Below are 18,022 nucleotides of genomic sequence, written 5' to 3'. Positions count from 1 at the left end.
CAATGCCCCCCATTTAATAGATTCAAATGCATACAACATCTTACTGTTATCAGCACTGTATGCTGGCATTACAAAAATATATTGATCATAATATTTTAAATTGTAGGTAGCTTATAACCATTATGGTAAGATGCCGATATTAATTTATCTGCATCTTCAGTACCAAAAGACCAGGTTTCTTGGTTCCAATAAATCTTCTTTCCCGTACGATAGGCAATGTTCCCCATTTGCGAAAATATCGCGATTGCAGCCCCATCCTCCACAGGACAGTTCAAAGTCGATGAATCTCTGCTTTTCACTGCTTCAATAAAATTAACCGCATGCAGATTCAAACCGTCATCAACTGAACGCTGAAAAGCAATGCCATCCATGCGCCCCTTTTCAGGAATGACCTCCCAACCGCTTCGGTTAAGCACTAAAGTACCATTGTTTCCAATAAAAGCCACGCCATGATCCTTTCCATAAGGACCACCGTCAATACCTGTAGCATGCTCCCATTGCACATTAAAACCCTCAAACTCATATACCGTGGTTAACGTATCTGGAGTTTCGGCTGCATCTTGAGGATAAGCAAACTTCCCTCCAGATGCCATAATTGAAATCGGTTTAGTCGCCTTCATCCCTAGCAGTGCATAATCAAGCATATGAACACCCCAATCTGTCATTAAGCCACCAGCATAATCCCAATACCACCTAAAATCAAAATGAAATCTATTCGGATTAAAAGGATGTTTCTTTGCAGGACCCAACCACAAGTCATAATTCACACCTGCTGGAACCGGCCCATCAGGTTTAACAGGAATACTTTTCATCCAACCTTGGTATGCCCAAGCTTTTACCAAGCGGATCTTACCCAGCTTTCCGGAATGCACAAATGCCACTGCATCTCGAAAATGTTGTTGACTGCGTTGCCACTGCCCTACCTGAACAATGGATTTACTTTTCTTTACTGCATCCACCATCGCCCTGCATTCAGCGATCGAATTACCCAATGGTTTCTCAACATAAACATCTTTCCTCGCCTGGCAAGCTTCTATCATCTGTAAACAATGCCAATGATCAGGCGTACCGATAACCACGACATCCACATCTTTACTTTTTAATAAATCACGGTAGTTGTTAAAACCTTTTACCGAAATACCTCTTCCTTCAAGCTCTTTTATCCGCTTCTGTAAAACAGTGTTGTCCACATCACAAAGTGCTGTACAGACAACATCTGGATGTTTAAGGATCGCATTCAAATCGGACCATCCCATACCATTAATACCAATGGCACCAACACGAATTTTTTGCGTTGCACCCACTGAAGCATATAGCTTAGGAAATATAGAAGTTAGACCAGCTATTGTAACGACAGCTGTCGAGTTCTTAATAAATTTTCTTCTTGATGTGTTAGTCATAATTGTTTAAAATTTGTTGGTTAATTTGGTTGATCGAGCGATAATACAAAGGGTGTGCATCATTCTAGTTTATTTGTCTTAAAGACATTTAATACATAAAGAACCATATTTTATTCCAAAAAAGCAAAAAAAATAGCAAATTGAAATATATCAATTGTATTTCCCACATTTCCTACACCCTCAAAAACAATGCTTTATCAGTTGCTACATCAATAAGACCAACCACACAGAATCCATATCCTGCATGCATGGCTGTATGAAGCTCTATAGTCCATGATGTAATTGGCCTGGAACACATAAAAATGCTATTTTCAGATAGTTTGATAATAGAATTTCAAGCTTTGAAATGTGATTATTGTACCCTGATTTCTTTGATATTAAACATTTTTTAACTATCTTAACAAAACACTCAACAATTATCAGTTTCAAATTAAATTTCTGATAAATAAAATGTAAAAGTTATGATATTAAAAGAACAATTACAGAAAATCGCCAATGTAAAAAGTAATCCTTGTGTAACCATCTCGCTGAATACGCATCGTACTCACCCGGATAACCTCACAGATGCAGTTTCCTTGAAGAATTTACTTAAAGAAGCCGAAGATAGATTAACAACAACGTTTGATAAAAAAACAATAGCCCCCCTATTGGAAAAAATACAAACGATAACTACGCAGATCGATCTCAATTATAATCTGGACAGTCTCCATATTTTTCTCTCTAATGATACCGAAGAAATAATAAAATCAGCATGGGAAACAAGTCGTGAAGGCGTACATATCTCCGAAAGATTCGCTGTTCGCTCACTTATCAAATCCTATAATAGAAGTACAAACTATTTGCTGATGTTACTATCACAAAGTGGTGTACAAATTTATGAAGCCGTAAATGATAGCATAGTTACTGAAATAAAGAATGATGACTTTCCCTTTCCGGAGAATACGCTTCAGGTGGCCAACGCAGATCAAGCCAGTAATGCCCGGAAAGTAGATAATATGGTGCGTGAATATTTAAATACCGTCGATAAGGCATTCGTAAAACTGCATCACGATACCGGATTGGCTTGTGTGGTCATCAGTACAGAAGATAATTATGTCAAATTACAAGAAGTAGCTGATATACCAGCGGCCTATATTGGACATGCTCCAATAAATTATAACCACGTTGCTCCTCATGAAATTGTAAAGCAATCTTGGGAGATTATTGAAACATTACAAAAACAGCAACGTACCGACGCCATCAGTCAGATGAAAGAAGCCGTAGGAACAGGTAAAGTACTGACGGATTTGCAAGAAATCTATCAAGCTTCCCTGGATGGTCGCGGGGAACTTCTAATTATTAATAATGATTTTTCGCAGCCTGTAGTCATGACAGACGAAAGAACATTTGATCTCGTTGATGATGCGAACCAAGAAGATGCCATAGATGATATTGTTAGCAATATCGCTTGGGAAGTACTGTCTAAAAAAGGTCGCGTTGTATTTACAACTCAGACCGACCTAGCTGATTTAGGTGAGATCGCATTGCAAGTCAGGTATTAATAAGTGAGAACTATTAATACGATGTAAACAATTAACGAGGTGCGGGATAATATATTCCGCACCTTTTATTTTACTTTCAAAACCTTTTCCAATACATGCATCAGTTCAGTTCCTTGCAATTACTTTACCATCTTTATCGATTAAAAAATTCATCGCTATTACATTTATGTCGTATTTTTCCTATAGGTTTGATATAATAATAAGGAATAATTGAATACAGTCAAATGATACAGTCTTTTTTACTCATTGGCCAATCAAATATGGCAGGCCGAGGTTACGTAAATGATGTACCTCAGATATTAAATGAAAATATTAAAGTTTTACGGAATGGCAGGTGGCAGATCATGTTTGAACCTATCCATAATGACCGCTCTACCGCAGGGGTTGGCCTTAGTTCTTCATTCGCAGCCTCATGGCAAGCGCACAACATAGAACTTGAAATTGGACTCATCCCCTGTGCAGATGGCGGCACAAGCCTAGATGACTGGTCTATTGGGGGTGCACTTTTTGATCATGCAGTTGCGCAAGCCAAGTTAGCGATGCGCAGCAGCCAATTAGCAGGCATACTCTGGCATCAGGGCGAGAACGATAGTTTTGCCCACACTGCGGCACATTATAGTGATAAATTTGAAAAAATAATAGCTGAATTACGCTCACAATTGGACGCTCCGCATCTGCCTTTGATTATTGGTGAGATTGGAAACTTCTTAACAAACGGGCTTTATGGCCAATATTTTACAAGCTACCCCAAAGTCAATGAAGAATTGTTAAAGTATGCACAATCACACGCACATTGTTATTATGTAACAGCCAAAAATTTGACTGCAAATGAAGATCAGCTTCATTTCGATGCAAAATCTCAAAGAATATTAGGGGTTCGATATTATGAGGCTTTTGCCAAATTACAGCACATAACTACACCATTATTAAATGAAAAAGCACGAGTAGAAGATCTATATAAAAGACCTATGACTGAAAATGAAAATAAGCTGCTCTTGCAACACAGATTTGGTTCTGGAGAGATTTCTCAAGAAGAATTTTTAATAAAAATGAAAGCTCTTGGTATTTCATAAGTAGCACAAAAAATAATAACGTTTGATTTTATCATAAAAAAAAGTTTTCCAATACATGTATTAAATAAGAAATTCTAAAAAGCCCTTTTTAATCATTTCAACAGAACATATGCTGAACTTAAATTTTACAGATTTTCCAACGCTGCATACAGAACGGTTAACATTAAAAAAAATACTCAGGAAGAATTATAACTTCATTCATAAACTACATTCCGATCCAGTTACAAACAATTTTGTTGGCCGGGACAATGCGACGACTTTAAAACAGGCAGTCAATTACATTGAAAGAATCAATGGAATGGTAAAAAAGAAAGAATGTCTGTACTGGGTGATCACCTTAAGTAACAATGATACTTTAATCGGTTCGGTCTGTTGCTGGAACTTTGATCATGAATCTGATATGGTCGAGATTGGTTATGAAATGTTACCAGAATTTCAGGGAAAGGGCTATATGAAAGAGGCTTTACAGGCCGTTATTAGATTCACTTTCAATAATTTGAAGGCAGCAGTAATTACGGCATTTCCTTCATCAGATAATAGCAATTCTGTAGCAATATTGAAAAAGCTAAATTTTGTATTTGAAAACCAGACTTATAACAACAAACACGTAAACATAGAAAATATAGTTACTTACACGTTAAGACCATAATCATAAAAACAGGTTTAAATGCCATAGTCTTAAATTTAATTTCCTGACTATGGCATTCAAGATTATAACGTTTCTAAGATTTTACGGGCTTTTTCATTTTTAGTATTGATTTCAAGTACTTTTCGGTAGTTCTGCTTTGCTTTTCCTTTCTGTCCGTCTTTGAGATAAGCCTCAGCTAAACTATCGTAGACATTTTCACTCTCTGGATACAAGATCGTGTTGATGCTAAAAACAGCAATAGCCTGAGCATTTTTTTTCTGATGGAGCAGTTCATATCCTGTACCATTCAGAAAGCCTTCTGAAAGCTGCTCATGTTGGCTATCCTCTTGTTTTGCCTTTTGATATGCCTTTACACCTTTTTCAAAATGACCTTCTAAAATTAATGCTAAGGGTATAATTTCATCGCTGCCGATCTGAGGACTTTTAGATCGAACAGTTTTATCAGCTAAAGTCTGTACAAGTTCTTTTTTACCAGAACTTGAATCCATATCAAAACTCACCTTGAAATTCCAGTCTCGCATAGCGAATGTATTTTCTCCAACTTTGATAAGTTCCACCGGAGCATCCACATTGCGAACTGTCATCAGTTTACCATTTTCTTTATAGACTTTGATAAAACCATATTTTTCAAACTTGTAGCTCCCTAAATGAGCATTTAAATCATGCTGACTTAACGGCAGAATTTGATTAGTTGGTGCAATATAATTGGGCCAATGGTAGACTAATGCAACGGATCTCACGAGCTCATTGATAAACAGGGGTTTGTTGGTGTTTGTAAGAATCACAACTCCGTCACCGCTTGTTTTACTTCCAATAAAGCTACTACTAAACCCCTCATTCCAACCACCATGGGTCACATAAACCTCTCCGTTGTAATTTTCTAGAAAAATGCCCAAACCTATAAAAGGTTCAATAAACGGACTCGTAAATTCTTCTGCCATTTTTTTGGAAATTACCCTACTGCTTTTGCCACTAAGTGTATTTTGAATATCGATGACAAACTTAGCATAATCTTCGGCCGTAGACCACAGACCCGCAGCAGCCTGCTCCGGATAAATATGGTATCGTCCCTCCACTTTACGTCCATCGACACCATAGGCTGTAGCTGTGAACTGTGCTTGTGCTGCTGGAAGTGGCTGTGCAAAACTGCTGTTGTGCATAGCAAGAGGGAGAAGCACTTTTTCACGCATAATAGTCGTAAAATCTTTCCCCTCGAGGTCCGAAAGCATCTGTTGCATCACCGTATATCCACCACCTGAATATCGAAAATTAGCCCCTGGAAGCTTATCCACAAAAACTGCAGGGGTATTGGAAGGTTTTACGCCATTCAACACTTGAGCAGCAGTAGGAAGAGGATCACTTACCTTATAACCAGGAAATCCACTTACTGTAAAACCAGCAGTATGGCTCACAATATTTTTTAGTGTAACTTTTTTCGATTTAGTCCATTCATTTTCAGAAACTTTCCATGACTTCAGATATACATTAACATTACTATCAGGGTCTAACTTTCCCTCTTCCACGGCTTTCAAAGCCGCATAAGCGCTTACAGGCTTACTCATCGAAGCTACCTGGAAAAGTGTTTTTGAAGTTACTGGCGTTTTAGAATCAAGATCTGCATAGCCATACGTTTTACTCCAAATAACTTTTGAGTCTTTGATAACAGCTATACTCACCCCTGGAACGTTATAAAACTGCATCCGGGAAACGATATCCCAAGAAGCTTCGCCCTCAAAACGGACTGGTGGGATTAATCCAGCTTCGACCTTGGAAATACCTTCCTGAATCGTCATGTGGGTCTGTGCAGAAGCAGTTCCTACCAACATTCCGAGAATAATTGTAAGGGAGAGCGGTTTTATAATCATCATATTTATCTTGGCTAAAAGTAAAAATTGAACACTGAATTCCTTTATGATTTGCAAATGAATTACTGATATGTAGTAATCGATTGGGAGACTTTCCAGTTACCGCCGTCATTGACCAAAGTTACAAGATCATTCTTAGTAAATCCTTCAAATTGCATTGTTATTCTCGCTACTTTATAATCAGCGGAATTCTCTACGATTATGGTACTCGTTTTACAGTTCAGTTGATCTCCTTTTTGTTTTTTTAAGAATGAGACGACTTCTGAACGACTATTGGTCCGCCCTTCTTTTGCGTTTATCTTTTGGGTGAAATCTGAAGTAAAAAGTTTTTCCAGCCCTGCTGATTCACCCGCAGTCATAATCGCTACGTAATGGTCGATAGCTAGCGCTGCTGTCGATAGATTGACAACTGTTTTTTTATTCGGTACTTTTGGTTTTGCGGTTGCCATAGTGAAAGTCGATACTACGATCAAGGCTACTGCTACGAATGTGTTTGCTAAAGTTTTCATAATGTCTTTATTTTATATTGATGGTTAGTCGTTCTTTTATTGATTCAAAAATAGTTTGTAAATCAATCGAACACGATGACATTTAGACTAAGCTCAGGAAAAACTCGGTGAATACAGGGAATTTATAGGTGAAAATATGGACATCAACCTGAATTGCAATTGCGCCAAATAGCGATACTTTCCAAAATTTATACAAGAAACGATTAATGAGGACGACAATTCCACTGATCACTTCAATAAAAATCCGACAAGCTGAAAGATCAAACGTCATCTTTGGCAGTCTTTCTTCCAATAAAAAAGACCATTAATCGGGATGTGATTTCCTTCAATATTTCACTTTTTGATCCTTATATTTGCAGAAATTAGAGAGGCCGAAAAACTACATCTATCACTTTATTTTGTTTATTAAATGAATATTGAGACATTACATTACCTACAGACATTCATTCATTATACCTTACATTTTTTAGCTCCAGGATTACTTTCTTATGTGTTTTTTAGAAAACAATGGAAACGTGCCTGGTTAATCATGATTGCTACAATGCTGGTTGATCTCGATCATTTGTTAGCGACTCCAATATTCGCACCAGATCGTTGCAGTATAGGCTTTCATCCACTTCACTCCTATTATGCAATTGCAGTATACTTTATCTTACTCTTTTTTCCGAAAACTCGAATTATTGCGGTTGGTTTACTCTTTCATATGTTAACAGACTGGCAAGACTGTCAATGGCATTGATCAACAAGATCTTAAAAGGTAATTATTAGACAATTACACCATTGATGATCACAAGCAAAACAAAGAGCGCAACTATTAATCATAACATCAAGAGCATACTAGAACCATTTTTTTAGAACTGATTCGCGTTCAGTACCTATTATCGACCGACATTAAAAACTAGACTTTGATATTTATATCCCGAAGCTAAATGAAGCCAATTTTAAAACTAATATTTCTTGCAACAACAGTTCTATTGACAAGTTGCCATTCATCAGCACAATTAAAAGACATCTATTCAACAAAAATTGATAGTTTACTGCTAACTAAAAGTCCACGAGATTTTAATGGAGTAGTTTACATTGAACAAAATGGAATAACAAAATATGCAAAAGCATATGGACGAGCTGATTTCAGCAAAGAGATCCCCTTAAAAATGGACGACAAGTTTTCTACCATGTCCATAGCCAAACAATTTACCGCAGCACTTATTTTACAGCAAGTAGAAAAGGGGAAAATTGATTTGAAAAAACCTATTCGTAAATATTTGCCTGATTTGAAATATACTTGGGCGGATACCGTCACCGTCCATCAACTGCTCAACAACACTTCAGGATTATACAGCGACGATATAGACAAACCATTGAAATTTAAACCAGGATCTTCATTCAATTATTCTAATGTGGGTTATTATGTTGCGGGACTTGTTCTTGAAAAGCAAAGTGGGAAAAGTTTTGAAGCTTTAGTGACAGCGCTATTTAAAAATTGTCACATGAACGATAGCTATTATCCAAATGAAATCAATAGCCAATTACTAACAAAAGGACATACCGTGCTACAAGACAGAACTTTTAGACGCAACGAACAATTAAGTTTTGATGCTAGCCATACTTTTGGCAGTCACTTAATTGTTACTGCACCCGATCTTGCAAAATGGAACGCATGTTTACATCAGGGAAAAGTTCTAAAACCTACCACCTACAAAGTGATGACAAGTTATGTTATAACCAACACACATCAGCTTTTCAGTAAAAATCCTATTGGTTACGGCTATGGTTTGCGAATAAATGATAAAGACAGTATTGCTGAAATTGGCCATACAGGATTTCACCCATCAGAAGGTTTTACGGCGGTTAATTTATACTATCCAAAAACAAAAACCAGTGTTATCATAATGGAAAATGTAGGGAATGAAAATTTTGATATTGCCTATCATTTTGAACAGGAAATCAGAAGAATCATTAAAGAAAGCAATCTTTTGAAATGAAGATGACGCCTACACTTCATGGCTATTCAAGCGGAAATGTGGGCAATGAAGTATTCATTTTCAAACCTGTTAACTACACATTTTTTAAATAGCTCCGCAAATTTAAAAAACTACTATAATAAATACGCTTACCAAATCATAGATAAGCGTATTTATTCTGAATGACAGAACAGTTTAGAACTTCCAAAACGATAAGTAATCACATACCTTTCGACAACAACTCCGCCATACTGTGCTCATAACTTCAATAACGTTTGGAATAATCAAATCGGTCATAATTGCTAGTAACAGTACAAGTATCCGGATATAGATTAAAAGCAAAAAAGTAACATCCGGTGCATCTCTGTCTATAATAGCTGTACTTTTATGCGGTGTTTACCTGCCTCAAGCGCCATAGATTGCTTTTCTTTAGCATTACTAGGAGGAAAAAAGGTCGCTGTTGCATTGGCCGGAACTGTTACATCATAAGTAACAATATTCTTATTCTTTTTCCATTTAGATACAATATCACCATACGGCGAAGCATGTGTAATCTCGGAATGATCCAATGTTTTCGGAAATATGGGCTTCAGCAGAATATGTTTAAATCCAGGCTGTTCAGGATCTGGTAAAATCCCACCCAAAGATTTAAAAAACCAGCCCCCTATTTCCCCAAACATCATATGGTTATCCGATATATCTCGCTTAGCATCAAGATCCCAATTCTCCAGTAACGTAGTAGCTCCGTTAACGACCCACCATCCCCAAGATGGATAAGAATCTTGAACAGCTACTTTATAAGCGGACTCCTCATAACCATTGTTTTTGAGCGCATTCAACAATGCCTTTGCTCCCAAAACACCAACATCTAGATGAAAACCGGATTCCTCAACTTTTTTATTCAGATTAAAAGCGACCTTTGTTTTCACATCTTCAGGAACAACATCCCAGTGCAGGGCCATGCTCAATTCAGTCTGCGTTCCACTTCCATAAATTCCTGTAGAAACATTCAGAAACTTTTCATTGATCGCCTTTTTGATTTTCTTACTTAAGCGATCATATTTCTCATAGTCATCCTGTTTTCCAAACATTTTCGCGGCAGCACTTAGAATTGTCGCATCCACATAGAAATAGATGGACGATGTCAATTCTAAATTTGAAGTAGACTTAACAGGTACCCAGTCTCCACGCCCAAAAGTAGTCAATGCTTCCGGACTGATACGGTCCACATAATCGACATAATTCTTAATATTCTGGTAGGAATCTTCCAAAAGCCTGTTATCGCCATAAAACATATATACCTGCCATGGAATAATTGCGATTGTACTGGTCCAGTCCAGCCCGTTTGCATCACCATATCCCCAGCCACCTGTTGGAATAATATCTGGTAAAACACCATTGGGCTGTTGTTCGTCACGGTGATCGGCAATCCATTTTTCATAGACAGTAATTCCATCAAAATTATAAAATGCTGTTTCGATTGCCAGATGGCCATCACCTGTCCAGCCATTCTTTTCCCTTTGCGGACAATCCGTAGGATACCCCATCAGATTGGATAAATACGCATTATTAGTAACCTTCCAAAGATCATTGACCAACTTTGACGACGTCTTAACCTCACCCTTTGCAGCCACATCACTATGGACAAAATACGATGTAATATGCAGATCTTTTAAGTCCAATGGTTCACTACTGGACACCTCTACGTAACGGAACCCCTTATAGTTAAACTTTGGCATGAACTCATCTTGCTTTTTGCCACTCAGTATTAAAATATCCGTTTGAAAAGGATCAGTCTCTTTGTCACCTCTAAAATAAACATCAATATTAGACTGATCCAGGCGCCCATCTTGATGTAATCGTTCCCCGTGTTTAATCTTTAATACCGTTCCTGCTGTCCCACTGGCTTTCACTCTAGTGATGCCTGACATATTCTGCCCCAGGTCAAAAACGTAGGTTTTATCATCTATTCTTTTAACGCTTTTTGGGGTAAAAGTATTTACCATACGAATTGGAACCGTCTGCTGCGCCACAATCAAATCAGCAGGTGCACTGCGATACCGCACACCATTCCATTTTGAATCATCAAAATCCGCTTCATCCCATCCTTTCTGCTCCAATCTCGCATCATAATGTTCACCGGTGTAGATGCTATTGAATATAATCGGTCCTGAAGAAGTTTTCCAATCGCGCTCTGATGAGATTGTCTCTTCCGTCCCGTCGGTATATACAATACGTAAATCCATGCAAAATGTAGGACGGGTGCGCCACGGCGCATTGTTGAAATCCCATACAGCAAGTGACTGATGGTTGTACCAACCATTTCCAAGTACCACTCCGATTGCATTATTTCCACTTTTAATCTGCGCAGTCACATCATGGACAACATACAACAGCCTTTTATCAAAGCGCGTATACATAGGATCGAGGACGTTTTTCCCAACTTTAGCTCCATTTAAGGAAAGCTCATAAAGACCTGCTGCCGCAATGTAAGCCCGAGCATACTTAACCGTTTTATTCGTTGTAAACTTTTTACGAAAATATGGTGCGGGTTTATCATTTTCGTTGGCATGATCACTAATCCATGCACCTTTCCAGTTGAACCTTGACATCATGCCCGTTTCAAAAGAAGCAACGCCCGAACTACTTGGTCTTCCATCCTTATCCCATACTGTAACTTTCCAGAAATATCGTGTCAGTGCATGAAGATCTTTACCTGCATAACGGACAAGAATATTGTCTTTCATCAGTTTGCCAGTATCCCAGATATTTCCTTTATTATTGACGATTGACAATGAGTCAGTTCCCACTACAACTTGATAGGCCACTTGCTTAGCCCCATGCCGATCGTCTTTCAGCATCCAGGTAAATCTGGGTTGCTCCACATCAATAGCCAATGGATTGACCAGATGCTCGCATTGAAGTGCGATAGGTTCAAAGTTAGCTCCCTTTTTCTGACCATAAAGATTGCAGGAAGCACATAAGCCCACCAGCAATAGTATATTTTTCATTCTTGATTTATTGTTATTCATCTTTTCAATATGCGTATGACTTGTATGCATCATTGGCTTAGATTTATCAATTTTTCAGATTAGCTATAGGAACGCGCGTTCCAAGACATCAACCTCAAAAAGATTATGCTAGCAAATTATAATTAGACGTAGATAAAACGGGTTCCAAATAGTATGCAAACAGACCAAATATAACCATTATTGATACAATAACTGTCCCGTACCAACCTGCTCCTGCACGTTAACAACACAAAAAGTTTATTTTTATAACTTGTAAGATACAAAAAACAAAATCGATAGATGATCAATTATTACTAACTTGAATTCAACAATATCTACAAAAAGTAATGCATCGTTGATCGTAACATCTTCAATATATCACAATAACGCCACAACTATATCACTTTCAGTAAAACGCACCTACCATGAAATACTGCAATAACTTTAAATACTTGATCGCGTTATAATTATTCCATTGTGCTTCAGACGATCCATCGTTATAAACTATTTTTAAATTTAAATCATAATCATAATATATTTTTAGGCTCATCACAGCATTATAGTCAATGCTATTTCCCTCCCTTATTTGCGAAAAAAAGCTTATCAGGTCTTGATTCTCATAAGATGCATCATCCTCAACAATTCGATCAATATTTCGAGAAGCTTCAGAACTGGGATCAGATCCATAAGTGCCCCTCAAGAAAAAATTAAGTATTTCAACTCCTTCATCAAGTTTTGTGCTCGCTATCGTTTTTTCCTGCTGATCATATGCTAGCATGAACAACAAACTGAATAAAATAATCAATGCATGATTAGCGATTTTTCCAAGAGTAGAGTCAATAAATTGAATAATCATTTTTAATTTATATTTTTCATGAATCTCAATGCCAACTATTCTACCAAAAACATATTTCACTCATTACCAGATTATTGAAGAATAATAAGAACAACAGGTTAACCATAATCGGACACTACCTGTTCACAATCGAACAATCTAATCAATGACCCATATTCATACTATGAAAATTCCCTTACATTATCACCTCATTTTAAAAGAGTATTTATGAAAGTATATCTTCTGCCGTTTTGCACAAAAGTCTACTTCTACAATGGCCATAATCTATTAAAATGCAACAAAATTTGAAATTAACCTTGAAATATATTACCTTTAGTATGAAACCAAAAGCGGGTTTAGGGCTGTACTTAAAGGCTTTATCACGCATAATTATAAATCATTAATTACAAACAATGGATAATTTAAAAAATTATAAGTTCGGTGTATTCTATTATAACCCTTCAGACCCTCGTCTATTAGTACCAAAAACACGCTCGAGTATACACGGATACACATTGAATTTTGCAAAACCCATCAGTTCTGTCATATTGGGCATATTCATCTTCCCTGCTGTAGCACTTCTTTACCTAATTTTCAGAAGCTAACTATTTTAAAATATCAATTAAGAGCATAAGCACTTTCCAAAACAATAAGATGCGATTAAAACGCTCTAGAAAAGCTTGAATGAAAGTTATTATATTGATTTACGACAGAATTTTTCATTAAAACTGCGGGGACAACATTGATAATTTTAATAAAATTAACGAAGCTTTATGTAAAAAAAGTTAGGGGAACGAATAAATATATGAAACAATGTTCGCTATTATTTTCATAAAAAAGGTTCAATCACCGCGATTGAACCTTTAGAACTTTAAGTATTGAAAAAATAAAAGCTCCCAAAATTTAGAGAATAAAAATATCTTTGGCTTCAGCGGCCGCGGAATATTTTTCTTCAAGTAATTGTTTAAGTAAAAGCAGTTTCTGTATTACCCGTGATACAATTACTGCATTGAAAAAAAACTACAGGATAATAACGTTCTAACTGACACAGCATCCCTTTCATCCCTAATCTTATCATTTCTTTACGATTAAATATCTTTAGGACTTATCTCTTGAAGCACTTCAATCAATTTCGTCGCTGTTGGACCAGCGGATAGTGGGTTCTGCCCGGTAACCAAGTTTCCATCGCGCACCACATGCGGTACAAAAGGTACCGGAGCCGAACTGAATGAAGCTCCCAATTCTTTTAATCTGGATTCTAATTTAAAAGGGATATAATCACTTCGCATTACGAGATTTTCCTCCATATTAGTAAAAGCAGTCACGTGCCTACCAACCAAGAAATCAGGATCTGTTTGTGCAAGGGCGACTAAAGCCGCAGGACCATGACACACAGCCCCGATCGGTTTATGCTCTTTGATAAAGTCCGCCAGTAAACGTGACACCTCAGGATGTCGAGCCAGATCCCATAAAGGACCGTGCCCCCCTGGAATAAAAACACCATCAAAGGCAGAAGATTGAACGCTTTCCAATTGAACGGTATTCTTAAATCTTTGCTGTGCATTTTCATCATCCAGAAACTTACGGTTATCACTAGTCAAGTGTTCGGTTAACTTACTCATCGGATCAAGAGGTGGTTCACCTCCCAATGGACTGGCCAAAAGAACTTGATATCCGGCCTCTTCAAATTTATAATAAGGGTCTGTCATTTCACCTAACCATACCCCAGTTTTACTATCTGTCCCATCCATTCTATCATGGGAGCTCAATATCATGAGTATATTCCGTTTATTTTCCATTTTAAAAATCCTTTAAGTAAACATGGATGACAATAGACAGAGATAACAATTCGAACAAAGCAAAGTTTGCAGGCATACTACCTGATCTAGGACAATAAATACCTCAAATGTCACTTAATGAACATCTGCACAACAGTAGGATTTTCATTCAATCCCAGTATTCTTTAGTCAAAGATCACCAACACGGTGCAAACCCCAAACAATGTATTTGATAATATGTCATACTTCACAGAACACTTAACAAATCACATCGCACTTACGGTCGATTTCAAAATAGTTTTACAGAATAACGGTTACCACAACCGAACGATGTCCCGAAACACAATACAATGTGCACGAAAAACATAATTACAATCTGTAAAAGGCCGGTATATTTGTTTAAAATTTACAGATTTGAAACAATTGACCATATCCATACTCTTGATGACGTTCTTATTCCAGACGTTTAGCAAAATAGGTATGCTCGTTGATTACAAATTAAACAGGATCGAATACCTTAAATCCTGTCAGAACATTGATAAACCGCTTCTACACTGCAACGGGCAATGCGTACTCATGAAAAAACTGAAGAAGCAGGCTGAAAAAGAAGCAAAACAAGCAACCGTTAACTTAGAACAGTTAGCTTCTATTCATCATCTTGACACCTTCGAATTTCCGAAAAATAACCGCATTTCACGACGTATTACCAAGCACTATCCACAAGATATGAGCTATACTTTCCTTTTTGCAGAAACAATCTTCCACCCACCCCTCTTTTCCATCTAGTTGCAAAAAAACAAGTGACATCATCTGTCATTTGAGTCTTTTCATTTTTCACATTAATTGATACCTATATAGGCTATCCAGTACACGCTATTCATTATTTTGAATAGATACGCTGTATCGTATTCATTTTGAGCAATAGCTCTTGCACAGATTAGCCATATACAAAATCATTAGTCATAACACGAAGATAAATGTTATCAAAATATAAACATACACTTCTTGGCTGTGTATCTATTGCGCTGTTCATGGGTGTAGTAGGATGCACATCAGCTAACCAAAATAGAGAACTGCCTATTTTAGGAGAGCAAGAAATTATTTCCACTTCAAAAGATGGTATTACACAAATGGATACCCTATACCATCATATACCTGAATTTCGCTTTGTCGATCAAGATAGTAACTGGATCAGCAACGAAGATTTAACTGGTAAAATATACCTTGCCGATTTCTTTTTCACCCGCTGTCCGACCATTTGTCCGATCATGTCAAAAAACATGCTGGAGGTGGCTAAGCATTTTCAGCATGAACCACGCTTCGCTATTATATCTCATACCATCGATCCCGATCATGATACACCGTCGGTTCTGAAAACTTATGCACAAAAATTGGGTGCACCAGACTTGTGGAAATTTGTTAATGGCCCAAAATCAACAGTATATGATATCGCGGGAGCTGCAGGTTATTTTTCATTCGCAACAGAAAGCCCTGAATCGCCAGGGGGCTTTGACCATAGTGGAGTATTTACACTCGTAGATGGAAAAGGTCATGTGCGAGGTGTATACAGTGGTATTGAAATGGACTCAGTCAAAGTTGCAATACAAGACATTCAGCTATTATTAGACAAACGTTAACCGATTAAAATAACATCAATAAATATGCATACAATAAAACTAAACACACTCATATTTCTGGGACTGACAACCGTATACAGCTGTAATAACGCCACAAAACCCAATCCATCTCAGATAGAAAATCAGAGTGTTACTGATAATTCCGATCTATCTAAGATGATCATGCTAGCAGATACAACCTTTGAAGGACATCAGGTATCGCTCTGGACCCCGGATAGTCTGACCAATAAATTTGAAAGCCTATACCTGAAGTTTGAAGATGGAAAAGGAAATCCGGTATCGGATCTAGCAGTGGACTATGAAATTAAGATGGATATGGGTATGATGGCACATAGCGGTCCTTATTCCCCTCTCGTAAACAAGGGTAGAGGTATTTATCAAGCGGATGTGGTATTTATCATGGCCAACATGAAAGATATGGGCAAAGGCTGGTTATTTAAAACCTTTCTCAAAGGCAAAGATAAAACGGATACACTAACTTTTGCGCTACCTGTCCAACAAACTACTATACCACGCACAATACCTACTGGTACAGCAACAGATGATCGAGTATTTGTATCCTGTTTACTTCCTCCTGAACTGCCGGCAGGAAAACACAAGATCGAATTTGCCTTACATAAAATGGACAGGGAAAACTTCACAGAGCTTAATGACTATACCATAGCCGTAGAAACATTTATGCCCGCAATGAAACACGGTTCTTCAGAGAATGAAAATGCGGTAAATAAAGGTAACGGACGCTATTCTGGAATAGTCAATTTCACGATGCCTGGCGAATGGACCGTAAAAGTAAAGCTCCTTAAAAATGGAGAATCCGTAGCTCAGGATAGCCTAATTTACCCGATCAAGATAAAATAAAGAGCAATCCTATTCAAAAAAATAATCAAAGAAAATGAAAAACTATTTAAAACAAGGAGTATGCAGTCTCCTCTCGTGCATCTTTTTATTAACAGCTTGTGAAAAAGAAACAGTCGTTCAACCTAACATTGATGCAGCATCAGGTAGTACCACTTTAATATTTGATGCCCGATATGGTGATGCTGACTTCGAATTGAACAAAGCATATGATTATAAATTCACCAATACCACAGGACAATTCGACTTTAAATATGAATTTAATCAACTGCGCTATTGGGTGAGCAACGTTCGTTTAGTCAATGTTGCTGGTGAAGAATTTAAAGTGCCCGAATCCTACTATCTCATCGAGGAAAATGTTGAAATTCCAGTACAGGACGGATCCTTCGGTAAGAAATATCCTGCAAATAAAAGAGAGGAGATTAAAATCGCAGCGATACCCGCCGGTGAATATACGGCAGTAAAATTTGCTATCGGAGTTGATTCAAAATACAACGACAATCTGACCTTGCGCGCTGGAGAATTATCCGCTCTCAATGGTATGGCTTTTGAAAGCTGGATGTGGCTCACCAGTTACAAATTCTTTGTCTTAAATGGAAAAATGACCTGGGTAAAAGCATCTCCAGAAGCTCCGGCTTTACAAACATTCTTTTGGGACTTCGCTTCCAATGATCTCTATGCTGAAAAAGAGATCAAGCTAGACAAAGCAATCACGATTAATGCTCAAATGACGACCAATATCAACCTAGAAATGGATGTTAAAAAAGTAATCGACATTGAAAACCCTTGGTCCAACAGGTTGATCAGTGCTTCCCAAAAAGAGCTGATGACACAGCTAAAAAACAATTTGCTGACAAAGGCTATCACTTTAAAAAGCACAACTGCTACCGCAACCAAGAAATAAG

17 protein-coding genes are annotated in these 18,022 nt (G+C 37.4%); 10 read left to right on the top strand and 7 right to left on the bottom strand.

Annotated elements, in window-relative coordinates; genetic code table 11:
* Positions 1-95: 95 nt before the first annotated feature.
* On the bottom strand, positions 96-1,400 hold the full coding sequence (locus JAZ75_RS17935) for a Gfo/Idh/MocA family protein (protein WP_208697224.1): 1,305 nt from the start codon (positions 1,398-1,400) through the stop codon (positions 96-98).
* 461 nt (positions 1,401-1,861) lie between these two features.
* Here JAZ75_RS17935 and JAZ75_RS17930 point away from each other — a divergent pair, with 461 nt between their 5' ends.
* The 3 genes from JAZ75_RS17930 to JAZ75_RS17920 all read left to right on the top strand — a co-directional run bounded on the left by JAZ75_RS17930 (position 1,862) and on the right by JAZ75_RS17920 (position 4,663).
* Positions 1,862-2,941: a hypothetical protein gene (locus tag JAZ75_RS17930; protein ID WP_208697223.1), complete on the top strand. Its 1,080-nt coding sequence runs from the start codon at positions 1,862-1,864 to the stop codon at positions 2,939-2,941.
* 224 nt (positions 2,942-3,165) lie between these two features.
* Positions 3,166-4,014 (top strand): sialate O-acetylesterase, encoded by an 849-nt coding sequence (locus JAZ75_RS17925; RefSeq protein WP_208697222.1) that lies wholly within the window; start codon positions 3,166-3,168, stop codon positions 4,012-4,014.
* A 109-nt stretch (positions 4,015-4,123) separates the two neighbouring features.
* On the top strand, positions 4,124-4,663 hold the full coding sequence (locus JAZ75_RS17920) for a GNAT family N-acetyltransferase (RefSeq protein ID WP_208697221.1): 540 nt from the start codon (positions 4,124-4,126) through the stop codon (positions 4,661-4,663).
* A gap of 62 nt (positions 4,664-4,725) precedes the next feature.
* Here JAZ75_RS17920 and JAZ75_RS17915 read toward each other — a convergent pair whose 3' ends face one another.
* The 3 genes from JAZ75_RS17915 to JAZ75_RS17905 form a co-directional block, all read right to left on the bottom strand.
* A complete protein-coding gene (locus tag JAZ75_RS17915; RefSeq protein WP_208697220.1) occupies positions 4,726-6,531 on the bottom strand; it encodes a serine hydrolase in 1,806 nt (601 codons plus the stop codon).
* Between the two features lie 59 nt (positions 6,532-6,590).
* Complete coding sequence (locus tag JAZ75_RS17910) at positions 6,591-7,037, bottom strand: nuclear transport factor 2 family protein (protein WP_132767580.1); 447 nt, start codon at positions 7,035-7,037, stop codon at positions 6,591-6,593.
* Positions 7,038-7,119: 82 nt separating this feature from the next.
* Positions 7,120-7,329, bottom strand: a complete 210-nt coding sequence (locus tag JAZ75_RS17905; protein ID WP_208697219.1) for a hypothetical protein — start codon at positions 7,327-7,329, stop codon at positions 7,120-7,122.
* 117 nt (positions 7,330-7,446) lie between these two features.
* Between JAZ75_RS17905 and JAZ75_RS17900 the strand changes: the two genes are divergently transcribed.
* Together JAZ75_RS17900 and JAZ75_RS17895 are read left to right on the top strand one after the other, a co-directional pair.
* A complete protein-coding gene (locus JAZ75_RS17900) occupies positions 7,447-7,776 on the top strand; it encodes a DUF6122 family protein (RefSeq protein WP_132767578.1) in 330 nt (109 codons plus the stop codon).
* Between the two features lie 190 nt (positions 7,777-7,966).
* Positions 7,967-9,022 (top strand): serine hydrolase domain-containing protein, encoded by a 1,056-nt coding sequence (locus JAZ75_RS17895; protein ID WP_208697218.1) that lies wholly within the window; start codon positions 7,967-7,969, stop codon positions 9,020-9,022.
* A 347-nt stretch (positions 9,023-9,369) separates the two neighbouring features.
* Here JAZ75_RS17895 and JAZ75_RS17890 read toward each other — a convergent pair whose 3' ends face one another.
* Complete coding sequence (locus JAZ75_RS17890) at positions 9,370-12,066, bottom strand: alpha-L-rhamnosidase (protein ID WP_232789252.1); 2,697 nt, start codon at positions 12,064-12,066, stop codon at positions 9,370-9,372.
* A 352-nt stretch (positions 12,067-12,418) separates the two neighbouring features.
* Positions 12,419-12,868, bottom strand: a complete 450-nt coding sequence (locus JAZ75_RS17885; protein WP_208697217.1) for a hypothetical protein — start codon at positions 12,866-12,868, stop codon at positions 12,419-12,421.
* A 392-nt stretch (positions 12,869-13,260) separates the two neighbouring features.
* Between JAZ75_RS17885 and JAZ75_RS17880 the strand changes: the two genes are divergently transcribed.
* On the top strand, positions 13,261-13,452 hold the full coding sequence (locus tag JAZ75_RS17880; protein ID WP_084825366.1) for a hypothetical protein: 192 nt from the start codon (positions 13,261-13,263) through the stop codon (positions 13,450-13,452).
* Positions 13,453-13,935: 483 nt separating this feature from the next.
* On the opposite strand, the gene JAZ75_RS17875 is transcribed toward JAZ75_RS17880, so the two are convergent.
* The gene (locus JAZ75_RS17875; RefSeq protein ID WP_208697216.1) at positions 13,936-14,646 is read right to left on the bottom strand and encodes a type 1 glutamine amidotransferase domain-containing protein; all 711 of its coding nucleotides are present in this window, start codon (positions 14,644-14,646) and stop codon (positions 13,936-13,938) included.
* A 555-nt stretch (positions 14,647-15,201) separates the two neighbouring features.
* Between JAZ75_RS17875 and JAZ75_RS17870 the strand changes: the two genes are divergently transcribed.
* The 4 genes from JAZ75_RS17870 (at position 15,202) to JAZ75_RS17855 (ending at position 18,021) form a co-directional block, all read left to right on the top strand.
* Entirely contained in the window at positions 15,202-15,411 is a 210-nt protein-coding gene (locus JAZ75_RS17870) for a hypothetical protein (RefSeq protein WP_208697215.1), read from the top strand.
* A 191-nt stretch (positions 15,412-15,602) separates the two neighbouring features.
* Positions 15,603-16,262 carry an SCO family protein gene (locus JAZ75_RS17865; protein WP_208697214.1) on the top strand — a complete coding sequence of 220 codons (660 nt, stop codon included), beginning with the start codon at positions 15,603-15,605 and terminating at the stop codon, positions 16,260-16,262.
* 24 nt (positions 16,263-16,286) lie between these two features.
* On the top strand, positions 16,287-17,120 hold the full coding sequence (locus JAZ75_RS17860) for a FixH family protein (RefSeq protein WP_208697212.1): 834 nt from the start codon (positions 16,287-16,289) through the stop codon (positions 17,118-17,120).
* 34 nt (positions 17,121-17,154) lie between these two features.
* Positions 17,155-18,021, top strand: a complete 867-nt coding sequence (locus tag JAZ75_RS17855; protein ID WP_208697211.1) for an MbnP family protein — start codon at positions 17,155-17,157, stop codon at positions 18,019-18,021.
* The last annotated feature ends 1 nt before the right edge of the window (position 18,022 follow it).

The sequence above is a fragment of the Sphingobacterium sp. UDSM-2020 genome, assembly GCF_016132525.1.
Classification (GTDB): Bacteria; Bacteroidota; Bacteroidia; order Sphingobacteriales; family Sphingobacteriaceae; genus Sphingobacterium; species Sphingobacterium anhuiense.
Note: the sequence above shows the minus strand (reverse complement) of the source record. Positions and strands in the feature narration are given on the sequence as shown.